We start from the raw sequence: 20,799 nt of genomic DNA, 5'->3' as shown, positions 1-20,799 counted from the left end.
CCGGGCCCTTGGCGTCGTCGTCAGCCGAACAGCGCGGGCAGGGTGGCCGTGTGCACGGCGCGGAGCTCCTCGATCGGGATCTCCAGCACGTCCTGCACGACCAGGCTGTCGCCGCCGGTCACGCCCAGGCCGTAGCAGGGCACCTCGCGGGAGGCGCACAGCTCGGCGAACGCGTCGAAGTCCTCGGGCCTGACCGTGACGAGCACACGCGCGCTCGACTCGCTGAACAGGTCGACGAAGGCGTCGTGCCCGCCGGGCAGTGCCACGCTCGCGCCGACGCCCTTGGCCAGGCAGGCCTCGGCGAGCGCGATGGCGAGCCCGCCGTCGGACAGGTCGTGCGCGCCCTGGGCCAGGCCGCGCGTCGCCGAGGTGACGAGCACGTCGGCCACGCCGCGCTCGGCCTCAAGCCGGGCCTCGGGCGGCAGCCCGCCCAGGTGGCCGTGTGCGACGTGCGCCCACTCCGAACCGCCGAGCTCCTCGAAGGTGTCGCCGAGCAGCACCACCTTGAGCCCGGGCGCGGTGAAGCCGGAGTCGATCCGCTGGGCGACGTCGTCGATGACGCCCAGCACGCCGACGACCGGCGTCGGGTTGATCGCGACGGCGCCCGTCTGGTTGTAGAAGGAGACGTTGCCGCCGGTGACCGGCACGCCCAGGGTCCTGCACGCGTCGGCGAGCCCGCGCACGGCCTCGGCGAACTGCCACATGACCTCGGGGTCCTCCGGCGAGCCGAAGTTGAGGCAGTTGGTCACGGCCAGCGGCCTCGCGCCCGACGTGGCGACATTGCGGTAGGACTCGGCCAGGGCGAGCTGCGCGCCCGCGTAGGGGTCGAGCCTGGCGTAACGGCCGTTGCCGTCGGTGGCCAGGGCGATGCCCCTGGTGGTCTCCTCGGCGCCCGCCATGATCTCCGAGACGCGCAGCATGCCCGCGTCGGCGGGCTGGGCCAGCACGGTGTTGGAGCGCACGTAGCGGTCGTACTGGGAGGTCACCCACTCCTTGGAGGCCAGGTTGGGCGAGCCGAGCAGCTGCAGCAGGGTCGCGCGCAGGTCGCTCGGGCGCTCCAGGCCGGCGGCCGAGTCGGCGTTGAGCGCCTGCTGGCCGTGCGGCTCGTGGAAGGGCCGCTCGTAGACGGGGCCGTCGTCGGCCGCGGTGCCCGGCGGGATGTCGACGATGACCTCGCCGTCCCACGTCATCACCAGGCGGCCGGTGTCGGTCACCTCGCCGATGACGGTGGCGGGCACGTCCCACTTCTCGCAGATGGCGAGGAAGGCCGGGATGTCGGCGGGCGTGACGACCGCCATCATCCGCTCCTGCGACTCGCTCATGAGGATCTCCTCAGGGACGAGCGAGGAGTCGCGCAGCGGCACGAGGTTGAGGTCGACGAGCATGCCGCCGGTGCCCTTGGCCGCGAGCTCGGTCGTCGCGCAGGAGACCCCGGCCGCGCCGAGGTCCTGGATGCCCACGACCACGTCGGCGGAGTACAGCTCGAGACAGCACTCGATGAGCAGCTTCTCCATGAACGGGTCACCGACCTGTACGGCGGGCCGCTTGGCCTCGGAGCCGTCCTCGAAGGTCGCCGAGGCCAGCACCGAGGCGCCGCCGATGCCGTCGGGTCCGGTGCGGGCGCCGAAGAGCACGACCTTGTTGCCGGGGCCTGGCGCGGTGGCCAGCTTGATCTGGTCCTTGCGCAGCAGGCCCACACACAGGGCGTTGACCAGCGGGTTGCCGATGTAGCCCGGGTCGAAGACGACCTCGCCGCCGATGTTGGGCAGGCCCAGGCAGTTGCCGTAGTGGCTGATGCCCTCGACCACGCCGGGCAGCACGCGCCGGGTGTCGGGCGCGTCGGCGGCGCCGAACCGCAGGGCGTCCATGACCGCGATCGGGCGTGCGCCCATCGACATGATGTCGCGCACGATGCCGCCGACGCCGGTGGCCGCGCCCTGGTGCGGCTCGACGTAGGACGGGTGGTTGTGCGACTCGATCTTGAAGGTGGCGGCCCAGCCGTCGCCGATGTCGACGACTCCGGCGTTCTCCCCCATGCCGACGAGCAGGGCCTCGGACTCCGGCGCCTTGGTGCCGAACTGGCGCAGGTGCACCTTGGAGGACTTGTAGGAGCAGTGCTCGGACCACATGACGCTGTAGATGGCCAGCTCCGAGCCGGTGGGACGACGGCCGAGGATCTCCTTGACCTTGTCGTACTCCTCCAGCTTCATCCCCAGCTCGGCGTAGGGCATGGCCTCGTCGGGGGTCTGGGCCGCCCGCTTGACGTTGTCAGTGCTCATGCGTTCACCAGCTGCTTGAGGATGGAGGTGAAGAAGCCGAGACCGTCGGTGCTCGGCGCGCCGACCAGGGGCTCGACGGCGTGCTCGGGGTGCGGCATCAGGCCGACGACATTGCCGGCCGCGTTGCTGATGCCCGCGATGTCGTTGAGCGAGCCGTTGGGGTTGCCGCCGGTGTAGCGCACGACGACCCTGCCGTTCGCCTCCAGCTCGGCCAGCGTGTCGGCGTCGGCGACGTAGCGGCCTTCGCCGTGCTTGATCGGCAGCACGATGTCCTGGCCGGGGGCGAACGAGCCGGTCCACGCGGTGGCGGAGGTCTCGATCCGGACGCCCTGGTCGCGGCAGACGTAGTGCAGGCTGGCATTGCGGGTCAGCGCGCCGGGCAGCAGGTGCGCCTCGCACAGGATCTGGAAGCCGTTGCAGGTGCCGAGCACGGGCAGACCGGCCTTGGCGGCCGGGATCAGCTCGTCCATCAGCGGCGCGAACCTGGAGATGGCTCCACACCGCAGGTAGTCGCCGTAGGAGAACCCTCCGGGCAGGAAGACGGCGTCGACTCCCTTGAGGTCGTGGTCGGCGTGCCACAGCGGCACCGCCTCGGCGCCGACGAGCCGGACGGCGCGGGCGGCGTCCTGGTCGTCGAGAGTTCCGGGAAACGTCACTACGCCCACACGGGCCGAGCTCATGGCAGTCCCTCCAAGCAGGTGCGCACGCGTGCGCCGCCGTCTCCTCGGGTGGACGGCGGTCTGCGGCGGTGCACTTTAGGTTATCGGCTCGGCGGTGGAGGGCTTCACACGGCCGGAGGAGTCGATCACCTGCGGGGATCCGCCGGTCAGACGGTCGCCAGCTCGCGGGTGCGCATCGCGCTCTCGTCGTCCCACGACAGCCGCTTGCGCAGGTGCACCGTGGTGCCGGAGCCGGGAGTGCGGCCGAACGACAGCTCGTCGACGACCGAGCGCATGATGAGCAGGCCCCTGCCGTTCTCGGTGTCGGAGGGCGGGTAGCACAGCGGCATCGCCTGCATGCCGGGCCCCGAGTCGATCACCCTGATGTCGCAGACGCCGTAGCCGATCGCGGCCGCCACCTCGTAGCGGTTGGCGGGCCCGCCGTGCCGCACGGCGTTGGAGCAGGCTTCGGAGACCGCGAGGAGCACGTCGCCGATGCAGCTCTCGCTCACGCTGAGTGAGCGCAGGGCGTCACCCACCACTCGCCTGACCATCGGGATGCCGATGGCATCCCTGGGCAGAGCCAACGAGAACTCAATATCCACCGGACCCCTCCGAGGCGCGCAATCTCACCTGGAGTAGATTTCCCCGCGATATCAGGGCTAACCGCAAAATCACGTTGTTGTTATTTAGTGTTGGTAAGCCCGTGGGATTGTGCCACGACGGAATGCCACTTTAGACGGCCGAGGGCAATCCTGGGTCGAACCACCGACGAACTACCCCTCGACGTGCACCGCGTAGTCCTCGATCACGGTGTTGGCCAGCAGCGTTTCGGCCATCTTGCGCACGTCGGCGAGGGCGGCCTCGTCGGCGGGGCCCTCCAGCTCGATCTCGAAGCGCTTGCCCTGACGCACCTCCGAGACGCCCGCGAAGCCGAGGCGCGGCAGGGCACGGGCGATCGCCTGACCCTGGGGGTCGAGGATCTCGGGCTTCAGCATGACGTCGACGATGACGCGCGCCACGGTCATACCTCCTGGTAGGCAGCGGGGTTGGCACCGGCAAGCCTAGTGCCATGCCCCCGTACGCCGCCCACGAGCCCCGCACACGTCCCGCTTCGCGGCATTCGCACCCCCGCCTGCCGTACGGCCGGGCGACCGCAACGGGGCAGGGGTGGGCCGGTATGCGGCGGACCGAAAAGAAGGGGCCGGTGGCGGCTGTGTTCTTCGTCACGTCGGGGCGGGGTCGCAGCGGTTTGCGGGGATGTGTGGCTGACGGTGCAGTGGGAACGGGGAGGGAATGGGGCTTGCGCGTAGGGTTGTGACCTCTGCCACCATGTCCCCAAACGCGTACGAACCACCACCAGATGGGACGGACGCCCAACGTCAGGTCAGCGCCTGGTGGTGACCCCATCGCACTGGCCCCGACCGCACAGGAGTGGCACGTGACCGCCGACGCCTCTCATGGTGCTGACGCACCTCCAGAGCTCGTTCAGTTGCTGACCCCGGAGGGTGAGCGGGTCGAGCACCCCGACTACGACATCGAGCTGAGCCCGGAGGAGGTCAGGTCGCTCTACCGCGACCTGGTGCTCGTCCGCCGCGTCGACCTGGAGGCCGTCGCCCTCCAGCGCCAGGGTGAGCTCGGCATCTGGGCCTCGCTGCAGGGGCAGGAGGCCGCGCAGATCGGCTCGGGCCGCGCGCTCGCCGCCACCGACATGGCCTTCCCCACCTACCGTGAGCACGGCGTGGCCTGGTGCCGCGGCGTCGACCCGGTGAACCTGCTCGGCCTCTTCCGCGGTGTCAACCACGGAGGCTGGGACCCCAGCGAGCACAACTTCCACCTCTACACGATCGTCATCGGCAGCCAGACCCTGCACTCCGTCGGCTACGCCATGGGCGTGCAGCGCGACGGCGCCGAGACGGCCACCATCGCCTACTTCGGCGACGGCGCCACCTCGCAGGGCGATGTCAACGAGGCCTTCATCTGGGCCAGTGTGTTCAACGCACCCGTGGTCTTCTTCTGCCAGAACAACCAGTGGGCCATCTCCGAGCCGTTGGAGAAGCAGACCAGGATCCCGCTCTACAAACGCGCCTCCGGCTTCGGCTTCCCCGGCGTGCGCGTGGACGGCAACGACGTCTTCGCCTGCCTCGCCGTCACCCGGCAGGCGCTCAAGCACGTGCGCGAGGGCCAGGGACCGATCCTCATCGAGGCCTTCACCTACCGGATGGGCGCCCACACCACCTCCGACGACCCCACCCGCTACCGGGTGGCGACGGAGCTGGAGGCGTGGAAGCTCAAGGACCCGATCGAGCGGGTCAAGGCCTACATGTTCAAGAACGAGCTCGCCGACCAGGACTACTTCGACGCCCTTGAGGCCGAGGCCGACGCACTCGGCCGTGACGTGCGCAAACGCTGTCTTGAGATGCCCGACCCGGAACCGCTGGCCATTTTCGATCATGTATACCGAGAGCCGCATTCGCTGATCGCCGAAGAGCGGGCCGAGTTCGACGCCTATCTGAAGGGGTTCGCCGAATGACGACGTTGAGCCTGGCCAAGGCGCTGAACGAGGGAATGCGCAAAGCCATGGAGGACGACCCCAAGGTCCTCGTCATGGGGGAGGACGTCGGCAAACTCGGCGGCGTCTTCCGTGTCACCGACGGATTGCAGAAGGACTTCGGCGAGGACAGGGTCATCGACACGCCGCTGGCTGAGTCGGGCATCATCGGCACCGCGATCGGCCTGGCCATCAGGGGCTACCGGCCGGTCTGCGAGATCCAGTTCGACGGGTTCGTCTTCCCCGCGGCCGACCAGATCATCACCCAGCTCGCCAAGATGCCGCTGCGCTCGCTCGGCGCGCTCAAGCTGCCCGTCGTCGTCCGCATCCCCTGCGGCGGCGGCATCGGCGCGGTCGAGCACCACAGCGAGTCGCCCGAGACGTACTTCACCCACACCGCGGGCCTGCGCGTGGTCGCCTGCTCCAACGCCGTCGACGCCTACGCGATGATCCAGCAGGCCATCCACTGCGACGACCCGGTGATCTTCTTCGAGCCCAAGCGCAGGTACTGGGAGAAGGCCGACGTCGACACCGCCTCGACCGACTGGCCGGCCTTCGACACCGGCAAGGTGGTACGGCCGGGCACCGACCTGACGCTGCTGGCCTACGGGCCGATGGTCAAGACGTGCCTGGAGGCCGCCACCGTGGCCGAGGAGGACGGCCGCTCCATCGAGGTCGTCGACCTGCGTTCGCTCAACCCGCTGGACGTGCCGCTGATCATGGACTCGGTGCGCAAGACCGGGCGGGTGGTCGTGGCGCACGAGGCGCCGGTGTTCACCGGGTTCGGCGCCGAGCTCGCGGCTCGTATCACCGAGACGTGCTTCTACCACCTGGAGGCGCCCGTGCTGCGCGTCGGCGGGCCATCGACGCCCTATCCGCCCTCACGGCTGGAGGACCACTACCTGCCGGACCTGGACAGGGTGCTGCACGCCGTCGACCGTTCCTACACCTTCTGAGAGGGGGAGTCATGCGACGCGAGTTCAAGCTCCCCGACGTCGGGGAGGGGCTGACCGAGGCCGAGATCGTGCGCTGGCACGTGAAGTCCGGTGACCCCGTCAAGATCAATCAGATCGTGGTCGAGATCGAGACGGCCAAGGCGATCGTCGAGCTGCCGAGCCCGTTCGAGGGCGTGGTGGCCGAGCTGATGGCCGATGAGGGGCAGACCGTCGACGTCGGCCTGCCGATCATCGCCGTCGACGACGGCACGGGCGGACCCGCCGCCGCCGTTCCCGCTCCCGCCTCCGCCGAGGCGGCCGAGCGTGAGCGGGTGGCCGCGCTGGCCGACGACATGGTGCCGAGGCCGCCCGACGAGGGCGCGGTCGAGCCCGGCGCGCACGGCAGCCCCGCGCCCAAGCCGGAACGCACCCCCGTGCTCGTCGGCTACGGCGTCAAGGCGAGCTCCACCAAACGCCGCCCCCGCAAACCCGTCGAAAGTACGGCCGAGCAGGCGCCGCAGCAGGCACCGGCCGAGCCCTGGCACACGCACACGCCGTCGATCCCGGCCGAGTCGCTCGCCAATCCCGGCCGGGTCGCCATCCCCGACGCCGCGCACGCCGACGTCGCCGTGCTGGCCAAACCGCCCGTGCGCAAGCTGGCCAAGGACCTCGGCGTCGACCTCAGGGCGCTGGCCGGCTCGGGCCCGCACGGCTCGATCACCCGTGACGACGTGCACGCGGCCCTGCAAGGCACGCAGGAGGCCCCGGCGGCGTCGCCCGTCGCCCCGCGCCACACCGGCGAGCTGGAGGAGCGCATCGCGATCAAGGGCGTGCGCAAGGCCACGGCGCAGGCGATGGTGGCCAGCGCCTTCACCGCGCCGCATGTCACCGAGTTCCTCCAGGTCGACGTGAGCGAGACGATGGACGCCGTGCGCAGGCTGCGCGAGCTGCCCGACTTCGCCGAGGTCAAGGTCTCGCCGCTGCTGCTGGTGGCCAAGGCCGTGCTGGTGGCGGCCAGGCGTTACCCGATGATCAACTCCTCCTGGGACGAACGCGCCCAGGAGATCGTCGTCAAGCACTACGTGAACCTGGGCATCGCCGCGGCGACTCCCAGGGGTCTGGTGGTGCCCAACGTCAAGAACGCGCACGCGCTGTCGCTGCCCGAGCTCGCGGCGGGCCTCGGCGCGCTGGCCGAGACGGCGAGGGCCGGCCGTACCCAACCGGCCGACATGGCGGGCGGCACGATCACGATCACGAATGTGGGCGTGTTCGGTGTGGACGCGGGGACGCCGATCCTCAATCCCGGCGAGTCCGCGATCCTGGCGTTCGGTCAGGTCAGGGAGCTGCCGTGGGTGGTCGACGGGCAGCTGGCCGTACGGAGGGTGACGACGCTCGCGCTGTCGTTCGACCACCGGGTGGTGGACGGGGAGCTCGGGTCGCTGTTCCTGCGTGACGTCGGGGCCATGTTGCGGGATCCGCTGCGGATGCTCGCCTGGAGCTGACGCCCCGACTCGACCGTTCCGACTCGACTGTTCCAACTCGACGACAACCGCTTCGCAATCGCCCCTCCCTAGCGTGGGCCGCACGCCGGGGAGGGGCGGTAGGCGGAGGGTTCGCCGCCTCGCGCCTTCCTCCCCGGCGTGCCTCATGTCGGGACAGGTCGGGAGGAGGGGTGGTGGGGTCGATGAGGGAGGCCTACGAGCGGTTCGTCGAGGTGGCCGAGCGAATGGGGGGCCGCACTTCCTCGCCGCCCGCGGGGGAGTGGCTGGCCGAGATGGTGCTGGCGCACATCGTGGTCAACGACGCCCTGCTGGCCGAGGCGACGCGCAAGGTGATCGCCGGCGAGGACGTCGTCTACGACAACGCGCACGCCATCGACGACGCGGTCCTGCGGGCCACGGTGGGCGAGGCCGGAGGCTGGAGCGGGCTGGTCGAACGGGTCAGGCAGGGCGCGGCGAGCCTGACGGAGCTGGCCGAGGGGCTCACCCCCGAGCAGGCGGGCGTGCTGGTGCCCACGAAGATCGTCGACGGTGGCGACACGCAGGTCGACAAGGAGTTGCCCTGGGGGCAGGTCCTGGAGGTCAACGGCCGGGTGCACCTCGTCTCGCACACCGATCAGCTGCTCGCGCTGACGTCATAGGCTTCTCGTCGCACATCGACCGAGAGGAACACCATGATCCGTCATATCGTGCTGCTGAGCTGGACCGAAGACGCCACCGACGAGCAGCGGGCGGCGGTGGCCGAGGGGCTCGGCGCGCTGCCCGCGGTGATCGGCGAGGTGCGCAGCTACGTGCTCGGCCACGACCTCGGGCTGACCCAGGGCAACCACGACTTCGCCATCGTCGCCGAGTTCGACGACGTCGCGGGCTACGAGACCTACCGCGACCACCCCGAGCACCAGGCGGTCGTCGCCCAGCGGATCAAGCCGATCCTGGCCGGGCGTGCGGTCCTGCAGTACGAGTTCTGAGGCCTGCGGGGGTCACAGGTCCGGGGGGTGGTTCTCCCGGTGCATCGGCTGGGGGTGGTTCTCGCGATACATGAGCCGCTCCTCCGAGGTGACCCCGCGCCGGTTGCCCAGGAAGACGCTGAGCGCGACGCCCACTCCACCGACGATCATGAAGATGACGCCGATGACGTGAATGTGCACGTCGCTGCCCAGGATGTCGGGCTCGATGGCGAAGCGCAGGATCGCGCCAAGCGTGAGGAAGAAGATGCTGACCCCGACTCCCATGACGACCTCCGAAGGGTAAAGCGCGCGTCCGCCTTCGGTCATACCCATGTGCCGAGGAGCGGACCCCGATGATCGGGATCCGCTCCTCGGTCCGGCCTGCCGCGGGAGCAGGTGGCTCTCAGAAGGCCTCTTCGGGCAGTTCCATCAGGTCGAGCCCGGTCGAGCGCAGCACGCGCAGCTCACTCGAAAGGCGGGGCAGCACGGTGGCGGCGAAGAACGAGGCCGCGGCCACCTTGCCCTGGTAGAACGGGTCCTCGCCGCCGTCGAGCGCCTTGAGTGCGATCTCGGCCTGCCGCAGCAGCAGCCAGCCGATCACCAGGTCGCCCAGCGCCAGCAGGAAGCGCGTGGTGTTGAGGCCGACCTTGTAGACCTCGGTCGGCGCCTCCAGCGAGCCGATCGCCCATCCGGCGAGCGTGTCGCCCATCGCCTTGACGTCGGCGGCGGCCTCGGCGAGCAGCTTGCGCTCCTCCTTCAGCCTGCCGTTGCCCGCGCCGGAGGCGGCGAACTCGTTGATCTCGGTGAACAGCGAGCCGATCGCCGCGCCCTGGTTGCGCAGGACCTTGCGGAAGAACAGGTCCAGGCCCTGGATCGCGGTCGTGCCCTCGTACAGGGAGTCGATCTTCGCATCGCGGATGTACTGCTCGATCGGGTAGTCCTGCAGGTAGCCGGAGCCGCCGAGCGTCTGCAGCGAGCGGGAGAGCAGCTCGTAGGAACGCTCGGAGCCGACGCCCTTGACCAGGGGGAGCAGCAGGTCGTTCATCGCCTCGGCGTGCTCGTCGCGGCGGCCCTCGTGCTCGGCGATCCGCACGGAGTCCTGGAAGGTGGCCGTGTAGAGGACGAGCGCGCGCATGCCCTCGACGTACGCCTTCTGCAGCATGAGCTCGCGGCGTACGTCCGGGTGGCGGGTGATGGCGACGCGAGGGGCGCTCTTGTCGGTCATCTGGGTGAGGTCGGCGCCCTGGACGCGGGCCTTGGCGTACTCGAGGGCGTTGAGGTAGCCGGTCGAGAGCGTGGCGATGGCCTTGGTGCCGACCATCATGCGGGCGTGCTCGATGACCATGAACATCTGCTTGATGCCCTCGTGCACCTCGCCGACCAGGGTGCCGATCGCCGGGTGCTTGTCGCCGAAGGTGAGCTCGCAGGTCGTGGAGACCTTCAGGCCCATCTTCTTCTCGACGTTGGTCACGTAGGCGCCGTTGCGCTCGCCGATGGCGCCGCTGTCCAGGTCGACGTGGTACTTGGGCACGAGGAACATCGACAGGCCCTTGGTGCCGGGGCCGTGGCCCTCCGGGCGGGCCAGCACCAGGTGGAAGATGTTGTCGGCCATGTCGTGCTCGGCGCTGGTGATGAAGCGCTTGACGCCCTCGATGTGCCAGGTGCCGTCGGGCTGCTGGATCGCCTTGGCGCGGCCCGCGCCGACGTCGGACCCGGCGTCCGGCTCGGTGAGCACCATGGTGGCGCCCCAGTTGTTCTCGATGGCCAGTTCGGCGAAACGCTTCTGGGCGTCGGTGCCGAGCTGCCAGAGGGTGTAGGCGAAGTTGGGGCCCGCGGCGTACATGTAGAGCGCGGGGTTGGCGCCGAGGATGAGCTCGGCCGTCGACCAGGCGAGCGAGCGCGGGATGCCGGGGCCGCCCAGGTCGGTCGGCAGGTCCAGGTGCGCCCAGCCGCCCTCCATGATGGCGGCGAAGGACTTCTTCACACCTTCGGGCATGGTCACCGTGCCGGTGGCGGGGTCGAAGACCGGCGGATGGCGGTCCCCCTCCTCGAAGGAGTCGGCGACCACGCCGGTGGACAGGCGGTTGACCTCCGCCAGAAGGCTCTTGGCCGTCTCCTCGTCCACATCGGCGAACGGCCCGGTGCCGAGGACGTCACTTCGACCGAACACCTCGAACAGGTTGAACTCGATGTCGCGGACGTTGCTCTTGTAGTGGCCCATGGCTTGCGCTCTCCTTGAACCGAGGGGTTTTATACTGGTGAGTAACCTTACCTGCAATGCTACCCGCCAGTAACCCCAGATATGCGTGTCCTTTCGCACATACGCTCGTCGCATGGACGCCGAAGCACTCGCCGAACGGTGGCGGGCAGCCCTGCTCTCGTGGGCGATTCCCGACAAGATCCTCGCCGCGGCACCGCGTGACCCGTGGGGGCACTCGCCGCACCGGTTCGCCGAGCGCACCGACAAAGCGCTGGCCGAGCCGGAGGGGCCCACGATGCAGCGGGTCGTCGAGGCGCTGCCCGACGGCGGCACGCTGCTCGACGTGGGAGCGGGCACCGGCGCCTCCAGCCTGCCGATGGCCTCGCGGTTCGGCTCGCTCGTGGCCGTCGACTCCTCCGCGCCCATGCTGGCCGAGCTCAGCAAACGGGCCGACCTGCTCGGCGTGCCCGCGACCCTGGTCGAAGGCCGATGGCCGGACGTCGAGGCCGCCGTGCCCGTCGCCGACGTCGTCGTCTCGGGACACGTCGTCTACAACGCGCCCGACCTGGCGCAGTTCCTGACCGCACTCGACGCCCACGCCACGCGCAGGGTCGTGATCGAGCTGTCCAACCGCCATCCGATGAGCTGGACCAGCCCGCTGTGGCAGCACTTCCACGGCATCAGGCGCCCGGTGCGGCCGATCGCCGAAGACTGCGTCGCCCTGGCCGCCGCGCTCGGGTTCGACGTGCGGGTGGAGGAGCGGGAGGCGCCGATCGAGAGGTTCGCCTCGCTGGAGGACCTGGCCGCCTCTGTCTGCCACCGCGTGTGCCTCGACCCCGGTCGCGCCGACGAGGTCGCCACGACCGCGATGGAGCTCGGCATGTGGCCGGTGCCCCGCGACCGCTGGGTGACGCTGTGGTGGGACGTGAAGGACGAGGAAGAAGAGGAATAGCCCACGCCGGAGCGCCGTTGTACGGGGTGAGCTTCCCAGCTCCCGGACGAGACGCGCCGTACCCGGCAGGCCAAGACGACGCGCAACCGTAACAATCGTCGTTCGGGAGTGTGTGTCATGGCATGGGTCATCCTCATCGTCGCCGGCCTCTTCGAAGTGGTCATGGCGTATTCGCTCAAGATGAGCGCGGGCTTCTCGCACCTGGGCTGGTCGGCCGGCTTCTTCGCCTTCGCCATCGCCAGCTTCGGGCTGCTCGCCTACGCGCTGAAGAGCCTGGAGGTCGGCACCGCCTACGCCGTCTGGACCGGCATCGGCGCGGTCGGCACGGCCGTGCTCGGCATGATCGTCATGGGGGACGACGTCTCCGCGGTCAAGATCGGCTCGATAGCGCTCATCATCGCCGGGGTCGTCGGGCTCAACCTCGCGGGAGCCGCGCACTAGCCTGGGCACATGATTGAGCTCCATTGCGTGACCATTGACAGCGCCGAGCCGTACGAGCTGGCCTCGTGGTGGGCGGCGGCCATGGGGCTGCCGCTCGGCGAGGACGACAAGCCGGGCGACGACGAGGTGCTGGTGCGGACCGGGCGGGCGCCGTTCCTGCTGTTCATCCGGGTCCCCGAGGGCAAGACGGTCAAGAACCGCGTGCACCTCGACGTCAACGGCGCCGACGGCCGGACCAGGGACCAGGAGGTGGAGCGGCTGCTCGGACTCGGGGCGGTGATCGGCCCGGACGGCGACCATCGCAACGCCGACGGCACCGGCTGGGTCACCATGCTCGACCCCGAGGGCAACGAGTTCTGCGTGTGCAGGAGCGACGCCGAGCGTGCCGTGTCCACCAGTTGATCTCACCCTTGCCGAACGGCGCTCGGTTCCACGAAGCTGTGCCGCATGACCGAGCCGAGCGCTTTCGCCAGCCTTGAGATGTCCGCCTCGCCGCAGCGTGTCTACGAGCTGGTCACCGACCTCGACTCGATGGCGGCATGGAACGCCGAGTGCGAGAGCGTGCACTGGATGGGCAAGATCCGTCACGTCAGCCCCGGCGCCAGGTTCAGAGGCGCCAACCGCAACGGCGCCCGCAGCTGGTCCACCTTCTGTACGGTGACCGCCGCCGAGCCGGGCGTGACGTTCGCCTACCACGTGCGTGCCGCGGGCATCCTGGACGTGGCCATCTGGCGCTTCGACCTCACGCCCACCGACGCGGGCTGCCTGGTCGAGCAGAAGACCTGGGACACACGCGGCCGTCTCATGCTGTTCGTCGGGCGCGTGGCCACCGGCGTGGCCGACCGGGCCACGCACAACACGGCCAACATGCGCCGTACCCTCGAAGCCCTGAAGAAGGTCGCCGAAGGCTGAGCCGTCAGGCCCTGGAGCGGCCCTTCATCGTCACGGTGAGGATGCCCGCGATGAGGTACACGAGCGCGCCGTGCCACAGCGAGTCGAACGCGGCCCCGAACACACCCTCGTCGTCGAGGACGAGCTGCACCGGGTAGCTCAGCACGGCCGTGATGCCCGCCGGGTACAGCGCGAACTTCCACGGGTGCCTGAGCGACCACAGCCGCGCCTGGCGGGTGACCCGGTCGCCGACGTTCGGCTTGGCGACCGCACCGATGGCCGCCACCAGGGAGAACAGACTGATGCCGAGCCCGAGGGCCCACGGCAGGTCGGCCGAGCCCGGCAGAATGACACCCAGCAGGAAGCTGGCGCTCGCCAACGCGCCGCCGGCCACGGCGGCCTGCTTCCAAGGGGCGCCCCTGAGCGCCGCGCCGGACAGGGAGAGCTCTTCGCGTCGGTTGAGTTCGTTCATAGCTACAGAGTGCCTTTTGACAGCCCTCGTCCGCATCGGGGAACGACCCTGATTGTTCCCCCACCCACCGCATCGGGGTCGCCACCCGATTCGGCGGGCGAACGCGGCAGGTGGTCCTGACATGATTTCCGCATGACGCAGACAGATCTGGTACGGCTTTCGGCTGAGCATGTCGAGCGGCTCAGGGAGATCAGGTTGCGGGCGCTCAAGGACAGCCCGGACGCGTTCGGGTCGACGTACGCGCAGGCCGTGGCCACGACGCCGGAGCAGTGGCTGGCCAGGCTGAGCAATCCGGGCTCGGTGTGGTTCGTCGCCGAGCGGGAGGGGCACGACGTCGGGCTGGTCTGCGGGCTGGCCGAGGAGGACCCGGCGCACATCCACCTGCTGTCCATGTGGGTGGCGCCCGAGGCCAGGGGAGCGGGGCTGGCGGCCAGGCTGGTGGACGCGGTGCTCGACTGGTCGAGGGCGCGAGGCGCGGAGGAGATCGGGCTGTGGGCCGTCGACCAGAACGTCGCGGCCAGGACCCTGTACTCCCGTAAGGGCTTCCTGCCGTCGGGCAGGACGATGGCGCTGCCGTCCAACCCGGCCCTGATGGAGTCGCACTACGTGCTGTCGCTGCTGTTCAGGCAGGCCACGGTGGACGACCTGCCCGCCGTCGTCGCGCTGATCGCCGACGACGCCGTCGCCGCAGGCCGTACCGGGAGTTACGGGGCCGAGCACCTGGCGGCGTTCGAGGCGATCGAGCGCGACCCCGGCAACGAGTTGATCGTCGCCGAGGTGGGCGGCGAGGTGGTGGGCACGATGCAGCTCACCTACATCCCGGGCATCTCGCGCAAGGGCGCGCTCAGGCAGCAGATCGAGGCCGTGCGGATCGCCTCGCACCTGCGCGGGCAGGGGCTCGGCGCCAAGATGATGCGGTGGGCGCTGGTCAGGGCCAGGGCCAGGGGCTGCGCGCTCGTCCAGCTCACCACCGACAAGACGCGCAAGGACGCCCACCGCTTCTACGACTCCCTCGGCTTCACCGCCTCGCACGAGGGCTACAAGCTGCTCCTCAGCACGGACTGACCTCCACCACGTTGTCGTGGTAGACCGCGCCCCTGCCCATGTCGGCGTCGCGCTCCTCGACGACCGCGTTGGTGTTGGCGCCGCCGGGGCTGAGCTTGGGCCAGCGCCCCTTCGGACTGGCCACCACGCCGGGCGCGACCCGGTCGCTGAGCTCGGCCCTGGCCTCGAACTCGCCGAAGGCGTTGTGGACGCGCACCCGGGCGCCGTCGGCGATGCCACGCGCCTCGGCATCGGCCGGATGCACCAGTACGGCGGGCTCCTTCGCCCGGCGCAGCAGTTCGGGATTGTTGGCGAACGTCGTGTTGAGGAACGTGTGCGCCGCCGGAGTGATCAAGGTCAGCCCGGCGCCTCCCGCACTCACCCAGTGCGGCTCCACGTACGCCTCACCGGCGCCGGGCAACCGCATCCGCCCGGACTCCGTCGGGAAGCCCTCGGCGTACGGCAGGAAGGGCTCGGGGTAGTTCATCCGGACCCACCCCTCCTCACGCAGCCGATCGACGGTGAGCCCCTCGAGCGACGGATGCCCGCCGGACAGCAACTGCTCGGCCAACTGCAGGTCGGAGTCGTAGAGCGAAGGCTCGGTCAGGCCCATGTGCGCGGCCAGGCGGCGGAACGTCTCGGTCGTCGACAGGCACTCCCCGGCGGGCGCGACGGCGGGCTCGTTCCACAGCAGGTACAGATGGCCGTACCCGGCGTGCAGGTCCATGTGCTCGGTCTGCATCGTCGCGGGCAGCACGATGTCGGCATAGTCGACGGTGTCGGTGGGGAACTGCTCCATGACGACCGTGAACAGGTCCTCGCGCTCCAGGCCGCGCCTGATCCTGTTGGTGTCGGACGTGGAGCCGAGCGGGTTGGCGCCGTAGACCCACAGGCACTTCACCGAGTCGCCTTCGAGCCCTTCGGCCAGCCTGGTCATGGTCAGCGTGCGCACCGGGGCGGCGAGCAGGTCGGGGCGCGTGTCGACGTTCAGCTTCACGTGGCCGCTGGTGGAGTAGGAGACGCCGCCGCCCTGGTGACGCCAGTCGCCGGTCACACCGGGGATGGCGGCGATCGTCCGCATGGCCGTGCCGCCGCCCGCGTGCCGCTGCAGGCCCATCGTGGCCCTGATGCCGGTCGGCCGGGTCGTGGCCAGCCTCGTCCCCAGGCTGTGGATGACGGCCTCGGGAATGCCGGTGATCTCCGCCGCCCTGCTCGGCGGGTAGGCGAGGATCTCCTCGCGGAACTCCGCCCAGCCCTCGGTGTGGCGCTCCAGGTAGTCGCCGTCCTCGGCGCCGAGTTCGAGCACGACGTTCAGCAGGCCGAGCGCGAGCACGGCGTCGGTGCCCGGCCTGATCGCCAGGTGCTCGTCCGCCTGGTCGGCCGTCCGGGTGCGGATCGGGTCGATGGCCACCACGTGGGCGCCCGCCGCCCTGCCGTCCTGGATGAACTTCCACAGGTGGTGCCCGCTGGTCAGCGTGTTCGTCCCCCACAGCAGGATCAGCCGCGAGTGCGCGAAGTCCTCGGGGTCCATCCCGCCGGCGGCGCCCTGCGTGTGCTTCAGGCCGTCGTTGCCCGCCCTTGAGCAGATGTTCAGATCGTGCCGCGAGGCCCCGAGCACATTCCAGAACCTGCGCCCGGCCTCGCCCGTCTCACCCTGGATGTAGCCGAGCGTCCCCGTGCCCTGGTACGGCCAGACGGCCTCGCCGCCGTGCTCGTCGACGATCGCACGCAGCCTGGAGGAGATCTCCTCCAGCGCCTCCTCCCACGAGATGCGCTCGAACCGCCCCGCCCCCTTGGGGCCGACCCTGCGCAACGGGTACAGGATCCGGTCGTCGGCCCTGCTGTGCTCCAGGTAGCGGTTGACCTTCACACACAACGCACCCCGCGTGTACGGATGATCGGGATTGCCCCGCAGCTTGGTCGCCACCCCGTCCTCGACCGTGACGACCCACGAACACGTGTCCGGGCAGTCCAGCGGACAAGCCCCCATAATCTGCGCCATGCCCACAGGCTAGAGGGCCTGCCTCCACGCGAACCCGGTGACCACCTCGGAAAGCGCCTCGGCATTGACCCGCAGCGCCTCCCGATTCACATTGTCCAGATCGTCGCAGGCCAGGTGGTAACACGCGTCGAGCTCCACGCCCGCCGTACCCCCGAACAGCTCGGCCTCCCGCGCCGTCTTCAGCGTCTCGGCCCCGGTGAACAGCCCGCCCGCCGCGATGCCCGCCTCGATGAACGGCCCGTAGTCCGACCGCCCGGTGAAGTCCGTCCCCTTGTACGGCAGGCCGCGCCCGGCGAAGAAGCGCTCGAAGGCGTGCTCGACGGCCGCCGAACCCTTCGGGCCGGGCCCGGCGCCCTCGCCGTCGGAGTCGTCGCCGTCGTAGATGCCGAACACGTGGTTCGGCGAGGCCACCATGTCCAGATTGACGTACAGCCCGATCCGCTCGCGCTCGGCAGGCGAGAGCGTGGACACGTAGTGCGTGGAGCCGAGCAGGCCGAGCTCCTCACCGCTCCACCACGCGAAGCGCACCGCGCGGTCCGGCCGCTCGTGCGCCATGCGCAGGGCCAGGTCGAGCACGACGGCGCTGCCCGAGCCGTTGTCGTTCACGCCGGGGCCCTCCGGCCTGGAGTCGAGGTGCGCGCCGACCATCACCACGTCGTCCGCGCTGCCCGACGGCGTCTGCGCGATCACATTGTCGGTCAGGCGGGTCTCGCTCACCGTCCTGGTCGCCACCCTGACCTTGCCGATCTGCGCGATCTCCGCACCCGAATCGGCGCTGACGCTCACCACGGGGATGCGCTTGGGCGTGTTCAGCGAGCCGTGGAAGCCGGGCCCGGTGTTCACCACGACCAGGGCCGCCGCGCCCGCCGCCGTCGCGTGGTCGGCCTTCACCCCGAACGGGCAGCCGCCGCGCCGTACCAGGGCCACCCGGCCGGGCACGAAGCCCGCGAACGCCTCGGGCGTGCAGCCCTTCGCCGCGTCCTGGGTCTCGGCGCTGACGTCGCCGCTGCCCGAGTAGACCATCGCGTGCCCGCCGCCCGGCTCCACCTCGGCCGGGGCCAGCTCCTCGTAGTAGTCGAACGTGAACGGCTGCCGCGTCACCGTATACCCGGCCTGACGCAACCGCCCCGCCACATAGTCAGCGGAGGCGTCGTAGCCCGGCGTACCGGCCGCCCTGTTGCCGCCATGGGCATCGGCTATCGCCTGGAACGCCTGCAGATGACCGAGTACGGCATCGCCGTCCACAGGGGCGGGAACCAGCAGGAGGGAGGCGAGAAGGGCATGCGCGATCATGCCGACACTGTGCGGCCGCGACCCCCTGCATCCTGCCCGAAACACTGACATGGGGGAGAAGTTGACCTGCTTGTTGTACCCGGTGCCACATCCGTGACCTGGGTTGGGGACACTTGAGGGGAGAGAACGCACGGGTGGGGACGAGAAGGTGCAGAATCGCTGACGGTGGCGAATATCAGGGAACGTGACGGGGCAGAGCGCGAAGCGGAGGCACTCTCGAAAGAGAAGCCTGCCGTCGGCGACGCACGCCCCGAGCCGTCAGGCCCGGCCGAGCCTGTCGTCTTCGTCGTCGAACCCCTGCTCCCGCAGCGCCTGCGCCGCCCGTCCGACGCCCTGCGCTTCCTGGCCACCCTGCTCGGCCTCGCCGCCGTCATCCTGCTCGCCCTCGTCGCCAAGCAGACGCTGCTCGGCCTCGAAGCCGACGTCAAGGAGGGCGCGACCCGGGCTCCCGATCTGCTCATCAGGATCGCGACCTTCCTCGGCGGCGCCGCCGTGCTCGCCGTACCCGCGGCCTTCGCGGTCGAGCGGGTCTTCCACCGCGACGGGCTCCGGGTGGCCGAAGGGCTCATCGCGGCCATCGTCGGCATGGTCGGCTCCTACCTGCTCGGCGAATGGCTGATCACCGCCGGGCCCGACGACCTGCGCAGGCTGATGACGGGCGATCGTTCGATCGAGCCGGTCAACACCCTGCTCACCTCGGTCATCGCCTACGCCACCGCCGTGCGCATCTCCCGGCGGCCCACCTGGCGTGCGGTCATGTGGACGGTGATCGGGCTCTATGTGTTCGCGCTCTACACGGGCACGCAGATCACCCTGCCCGGCGCCATCGTGACGATCCTGCTCGGCATGGCGGTGGGCTTCGGCACGCTCTACAGCGTCGGCAGCCCCAACACCAGGCCACCCGGCAACGCCGTCGTGCTCGCCCTGCGCAAGCTCAACTTCGCCCCGGTCAGCGCCCGCCGCATCGAGGACGACCACCAGGGCAGCCGCCGCTACGCCGTCGGGCTCGGCGACGGCACCAGCCTCGACGTCACCGTGCTCGACCGCGACAGACAGGTCGCCGGGCTGCTCTACCGGCTGTGGCGGCGCATCAGGCTCAACTCCGAGACCAGGCGCAAGGCCATCAGATCGCTGCGCGCCGAGCTCGAACGCGAAGCGCTCATGGCCTACGCGGCCAACGCGGCGGGCGCCAGCACCCCGAGGCTGCTCGGCACCAGCGAGATCGGCACCGAGGCCGCCCTGCTCGCCTACGAACACCTGCCGACCAAGGCGCTGCAGGACCTGCCGGACGAGGACGTCGACGACGACCTGCTCGCCCAGATCTGGGAGCAGGTCCTGCTGCTGCAGATGCAACGCCTGGCGCACCGCCGCCTCACCGGCGACAGCATCCACGTCGACAAGGACGGCCGTGTCGTCCTCATGGACGCCAGAAGCGGCGAGATCGCCGCCGGCGACCTGCTGCTGCGGCTCGACGTCGCCCAGCTGCTCGCCTACCTGTCGTTGCGCGTCGGCGCCGAACGCTCCGTGCGCGCCGCCGCCGCCGTGCTCGGCTCCGACGCCCTGGCCGCCGCCCTTCCGCTGCTCCAGCGCATCGCGCTGACCAGGGAGACCAGGGCGGCCGTCGGCAAGAACAAGGAACTGCTGCCCGCCATCCGCGAGCACGTCGCCGCACTGCGGCCCAAGGTCGAGATCGACGAGGTGCGCCTGGAGAGGTTCAGGCCGCGCACGCTCATCACCGTCATCGCCAGCGCGCTCGCCGCCTACATCGTGCTGTCGCAGCTCAGCCAGGTCGACCTGGTCAAGGTCGTCACCACGGCCGAGTGGAGCTGGAGCCTGCTCGCGCTCGTCGCCGCGTTCGTCAGCTATCTGGCCGCGGCGTTTATGTTGCGCGGGTTCGTACCCGAGTCGCTGCCGTTCTGGCGCACGGTGCTGGTGCAGTTCGCCGGGTCGTTCGTCAAGCTGGTCGCGCCCGCCGCCGTCAGCGGCGTCGCCGTCAACACGCGCTACCTGCAAAAGCGCGGCGTGCCGCCCGGCCTGGCCGTCGCCAGCGTCGGCGCCTCGCAGGTCATCGGGCTGGCCTTCCACATCGCGTTGCTGCTGTTCTTCGCCTATGTCACCGGGTCGAGCACCACGACGTCGTTCACGCCGTCGCGTGGTCTGCTGCTCGCGCTGCTCGGGGTGGCCGGGCTCGTCGTCGTGCTGCTCGGCGTGCCGCCGCTGCGCCGGATCGTCACCAAGCGCGTGCGCGCCCTGTTCGCCGATGTCGTGCCCAGGCTGCTCGACGTGCTGCAGACGCCTCGCAAGATCCTCGAAGGCTCCTTCGGCACCCTGCTGCTGACGATCGCCTTCGTCGTCTGCCTCGACGCCTGTGTGAAGGCGTTCGGCGGGGACCTCAACTTCCCCGCCGTCGCCGTCGTCTTCCTTGCGGCCAACGCCATCGGCTCGGCGGCGCCCACGCCCGGCGGTCTCGGCGCGGTCGAGGCGTCGCTCGCGTTCGGCCTCACCGTCGCCGGGCTGGACAAGGACGTCGCCACCTCGGCCGTCCTGCTGTACCGGCTGCTGACCTTCTGGCTGCCGGTGCTGCCGGGGTGGGCCTCGTTCACCTACCTGCAGCGCAACGAGGCCCTCTGACGG

The 20,799-nt window shown here is 70.1% G+C and carries 20 protein-coding genes and 1 riboswitch; of the genes, 11 read left to right on the top strand and 9 right to left on the bottom strand.

What is annotated here, in order from left to right; translation table 11 throughout:
• Window positions 1-20: 20 nt before the first annotated feature.
• The 4 genes from purL to purS all read right to left on the bottom strand — a co-directional run bounded on the left by purL (window position 21) and on the right by purS (window position 3,960).
• Window positions 21-2,279 (bottom strand): phosphoribosylformylglycinamidine synthase subunit PurL, encoded by a 2,259-nt coding sequence (gene purL, locus ACTWNK_RS40055; RefSeq protein ID WP_474310150.1) that lies wholly within the window; start codon window positions 2,277-2,279, stop codon window positions 21-23.
• A complete protein-coding gene (gene purQ, locus ACTWNK_RS40050; RefSeq protein ID WP_474310149.1) occupies window positions 2,276-2,959 on the bottom strand; it encodes a phosphoribosylformylglycinamidine synthase subunit PurQ in 684 nt (227 codons plus the stop codon). Before purQ ends, purL begins: the two co-directional genes overlap by 4 nt.
• Before the next feature lie 146 nt (window positions 2,960-3,105).
• The gene (locus ACTWNK_RS40045) at window positions 3,106-3,543 is read right to left on the bottom strand and encodes an ATP-binding protein (protein ID WP_474310148.1); all 438 of its coding nucleotides are present in this window, start codon (window positions 3,541-3,543) and stop codon (window positions 3,106-3,108) included.
• Window positions 3,544-3,714: 171 nt separating this feature from the next.
• A complete protein-coding gene (gene purS / locus ACTWNK_RS40040) occupies window positions 3,715-3,960 on the bottom strand; it encodes a phosphoribosylformylglycinamidine synthase subunit PurS (protein ID WP_474311128.1) in 246 nt (81 codons plus the stop codon).
• Window positions 3,961-4,379: 419 nt separating this feature from the next.
• Between purS and pdhA the strand changes: the two genes are divergently transcribed.
• From pdhA to ACTWNK_RS40015, 5 genes are all read left to right on the top strand, one after another.
• Window positions 4,380-5,471 carry a pyruvate dehydrogenase (acetyl-transferring) E1 component subunit alpha gene (gene pdhA / locus ACTWNK_RS40035; RefSeq protein ID WP_474310147.1) on the top strand — a complete coding sequence of 364 codons (1,092 nt, stop codon included), beginning with the start codon at window positions 4,380-4,382 and terminating at the stop codon, window positions 5,469-5,471.
• Window positions 5,468-6,445 carry an alpha-ketoacid dehydrogenase subunit beta gene (locus ACTWNK_RS40030; protein ID WP_474310146.1) on the top strand — a complete coding sequence of 326 codons (978 nt, stop codon included), beginning with the start codon at window positions 5,468-5,470 and terminating at the stop codon, window positions 6,443-6,445. The genes pdhA and ACTWNK_RS40030 overlap by 4 nt, the downstream gene beginning before the upstream one ends.
• Window positions 6,446-6,456: 11 nt before the next feature.
• Window positions 6,457-7,926 (top strand): dihydrolipoamide acetyltransferase family protein, encoded by a 1,470-nt coding sequence (locus tag ACTWNK_RS40025; protein WP_474310145.1) that lies wholly within the window; start codon window positions 6,457-6,459, stop codon window positions 7,924-7,926.
• A 182-nt stretch (window positions 7,927-8,108) separates the two neighbouring features.
• Window positions 8,109-8,564 (top strand): hypothetical protein, encoded by a 456-nt coding sequence (locus ACTWNK_RS40020; RefSeq protein ID WP_474310144.1) that lies wholly within the window; start codon window positions 8,109-8,111, stop codon window positions 8,562-8,564.
• Between the two features lie 33 nt (window positions 8,565-8,597).
• Window positions 8,598-8,891, top strand: coding sequence for a Dabb family protein (locus ACTWNK_RS40015; RefSeq protein ID WP_474310143.1), 294 nt, complete (start codon window positions 8,598-8,600; stop codon window positions 8,889-8,891).
• 12 nt (window positions 8,892-8,903) lie between these two features.
• Here the strand turns inward: ACTWNK_RS40015 and ACTWNK_RS40010 are convergent, their stop codons facing one another.
• Both ACTWNK_RS40010 and ACTWNK_RS40005 read right to left on the bottom strand, forming a co-directional pair.
• A complete protein-coding gene (locus ACTWNK_RS40010) occupies window positions 8,904-9,155 on the bottom strand; it encodes a hypothetical protein (protein WP_474310142.1) in 252 nt (83 codons plus the stop codon).
• 118 nt (window positions 9,156-9,273) lie between these two features.
• Window positions 9,274-11,091, bottom strand: a complete 1,818-nt coding sequence (locus ACTWNK_RS40005; RefSeq protein WP_474310141.1) for an acyl-CoA dehydrogenase — start codon at window positions 11,089-11,091, stop codon at window positions 9,274-9,276.
• Window positions 11,092-11,203: 112 nt separating this feature from the next.
• On the opposite strand from ACTWNK_RS40005, the gene ACTWNK_RS40000 reads away from it, so the two are divergent.
• The 4 genes from ACTWNK_RS40000 to ACTWNK_RS39985 all read left to right on the top strand — a co-directional run bounded on the left by ACTWNK_RS40000 (window position 11,204) and on the right by ACTWNK_RS39985 (window position 13,375).
• Window positions 11,204-12,022, top strand: coding sequence for a class I SAM-dependent methyltransferase (locus ACTWNK_RS40000; RefSeq protein WP_474310140.1), 819 nt, complete (start codon window positions 11,204-11,206; stop codon window positions 12,020-12,022).
• A gap of 23 nt (window positions 12,023-12,045) precedes the next feature.
• A riboswitch (guanidine-III (ykkC-III) riboswitch) is annotated at window positions 12,046-12,107 on the top strand.
• Between the two features lie 32 nt (window positions 12,108-12,139).
• Window positions 12,140-12,463 carry a DMT family transporter gene (locus ACTWNK_RS39995; RefSeq protein WP_474310139.1) on the top strand — a complete coding sequence of 108 codons (324 nt, stop codon included), beginning with the start codon at window positions 12,140-12,142 and terminating at the stop codon, window positions 12,461-12,463.
• Between the two features lie 27 nt (window positions 12,464-12,490).
• Window positions 12,491-12,865: a VOC family protein gene (locus ACTWNK_RS39990; RefSeq protein WP_474310138.1), complete on the top strand. Its 375-nt coding sequence runs from the start codon at window positions 12,491-12,493 to the stop codon at window positions 12,863-12,865.
• A 45-nt stretch (window positions 12,866-12,910) separates the two neighbouring features.
• Window positions 12,911-13,375 (top strand): SRPBCC family protein, encoded by a 465-nt coding sequence (locus ACTWNK_RS39985; protein WP_474310137.1) that lies wholly within the window; start codon window positions 12,911-12,913, stop codon window positions 13,373-13,375.
• Window positions 13,376-13,379: 4 nt separating this feature from the next.
• Here the strand turns inward: ACTWNK_RS39985 and ACTWNK_RS39980 are convergent, their stop codons facing one another.
• Entirely contained in the window at window positions 13,380-13,826 is a 447-nt protein-coding gene (locus ACTWNK_RS39980; RefSeq protein ID WP_474310136.1) for a hypothetical protein, read from the bottom strand.
• Between the two features lie 132 nt (window positions 13,827-13,958).
• Between ACTWNK_RS39980 and ACTWNK_RS39975 the strand changes: the two genes are divergently transcribed.
• A complete protein-coding gene (locus ACTWNK_RS39975) occupies window positions 13,959-14,891 on the top strand; it encodes an N-acetyltransferase family protein (protein WP_474310135.1) in 933 nt (310 codons plus the stop codon).
• Here ACTWNK_RS39975 and ACTWNK_RS39970 read toward each other — a convergent pair.
• Window positions 14,878-16,872: a molybdopterin-containing oxidoreductase family protein gene (locus ACTWNK_RS39970; protein ID WP_474310134.1), complete on the bottom strand. Its 1,995-nt coding sequence runs from the start codon at window positions 16,870-16,872 to the stop codon at window positions 14,878-14,880. The genes ACTWNK_RS39975 and ACTWNK_RS39970 overlap by 14 nt on opposite strands.
• Window positions 16,873-16,881: 9 nt before the next feature.
• Complete coding sequence (locus ACTWNK_RS39965; protein ID WP_474310133.1) at window positions 16,882-18,165, bottom strand: M28 family peptidase; 1,284 nt, start codon at window positions 18,163-18,165, stop codon at window positions 16,882-16,884.
• Between the two features lie 165 nt (window positions 18,166-18,330).
• Between ACTWNK_RS39965 and ACTWNK_RS39960 the strand changes: the two genes are divergently transcribed.
• Entirely contained in the window at window positions 18,331-20,796 is a 2,466-nt protein-coding gene (locus tag ACTWNK_RS39960) for a lysylphosphatidylglycerol synthase transmembrane domain-containing protein (protein WP_474310132.1), read from the top strand.
• Window positions 20,797-20,799 lie beyond the last annotated feature (3 nt).

The sequence above is a fragment of the Nonomuraea sp. IBHARD001 genome (assembly GCF_056106265.1).
Note: the sequence above shows the minus strand (reverse complement) of the source record. Positions and strands in the feature narration are given on the sequence as shown.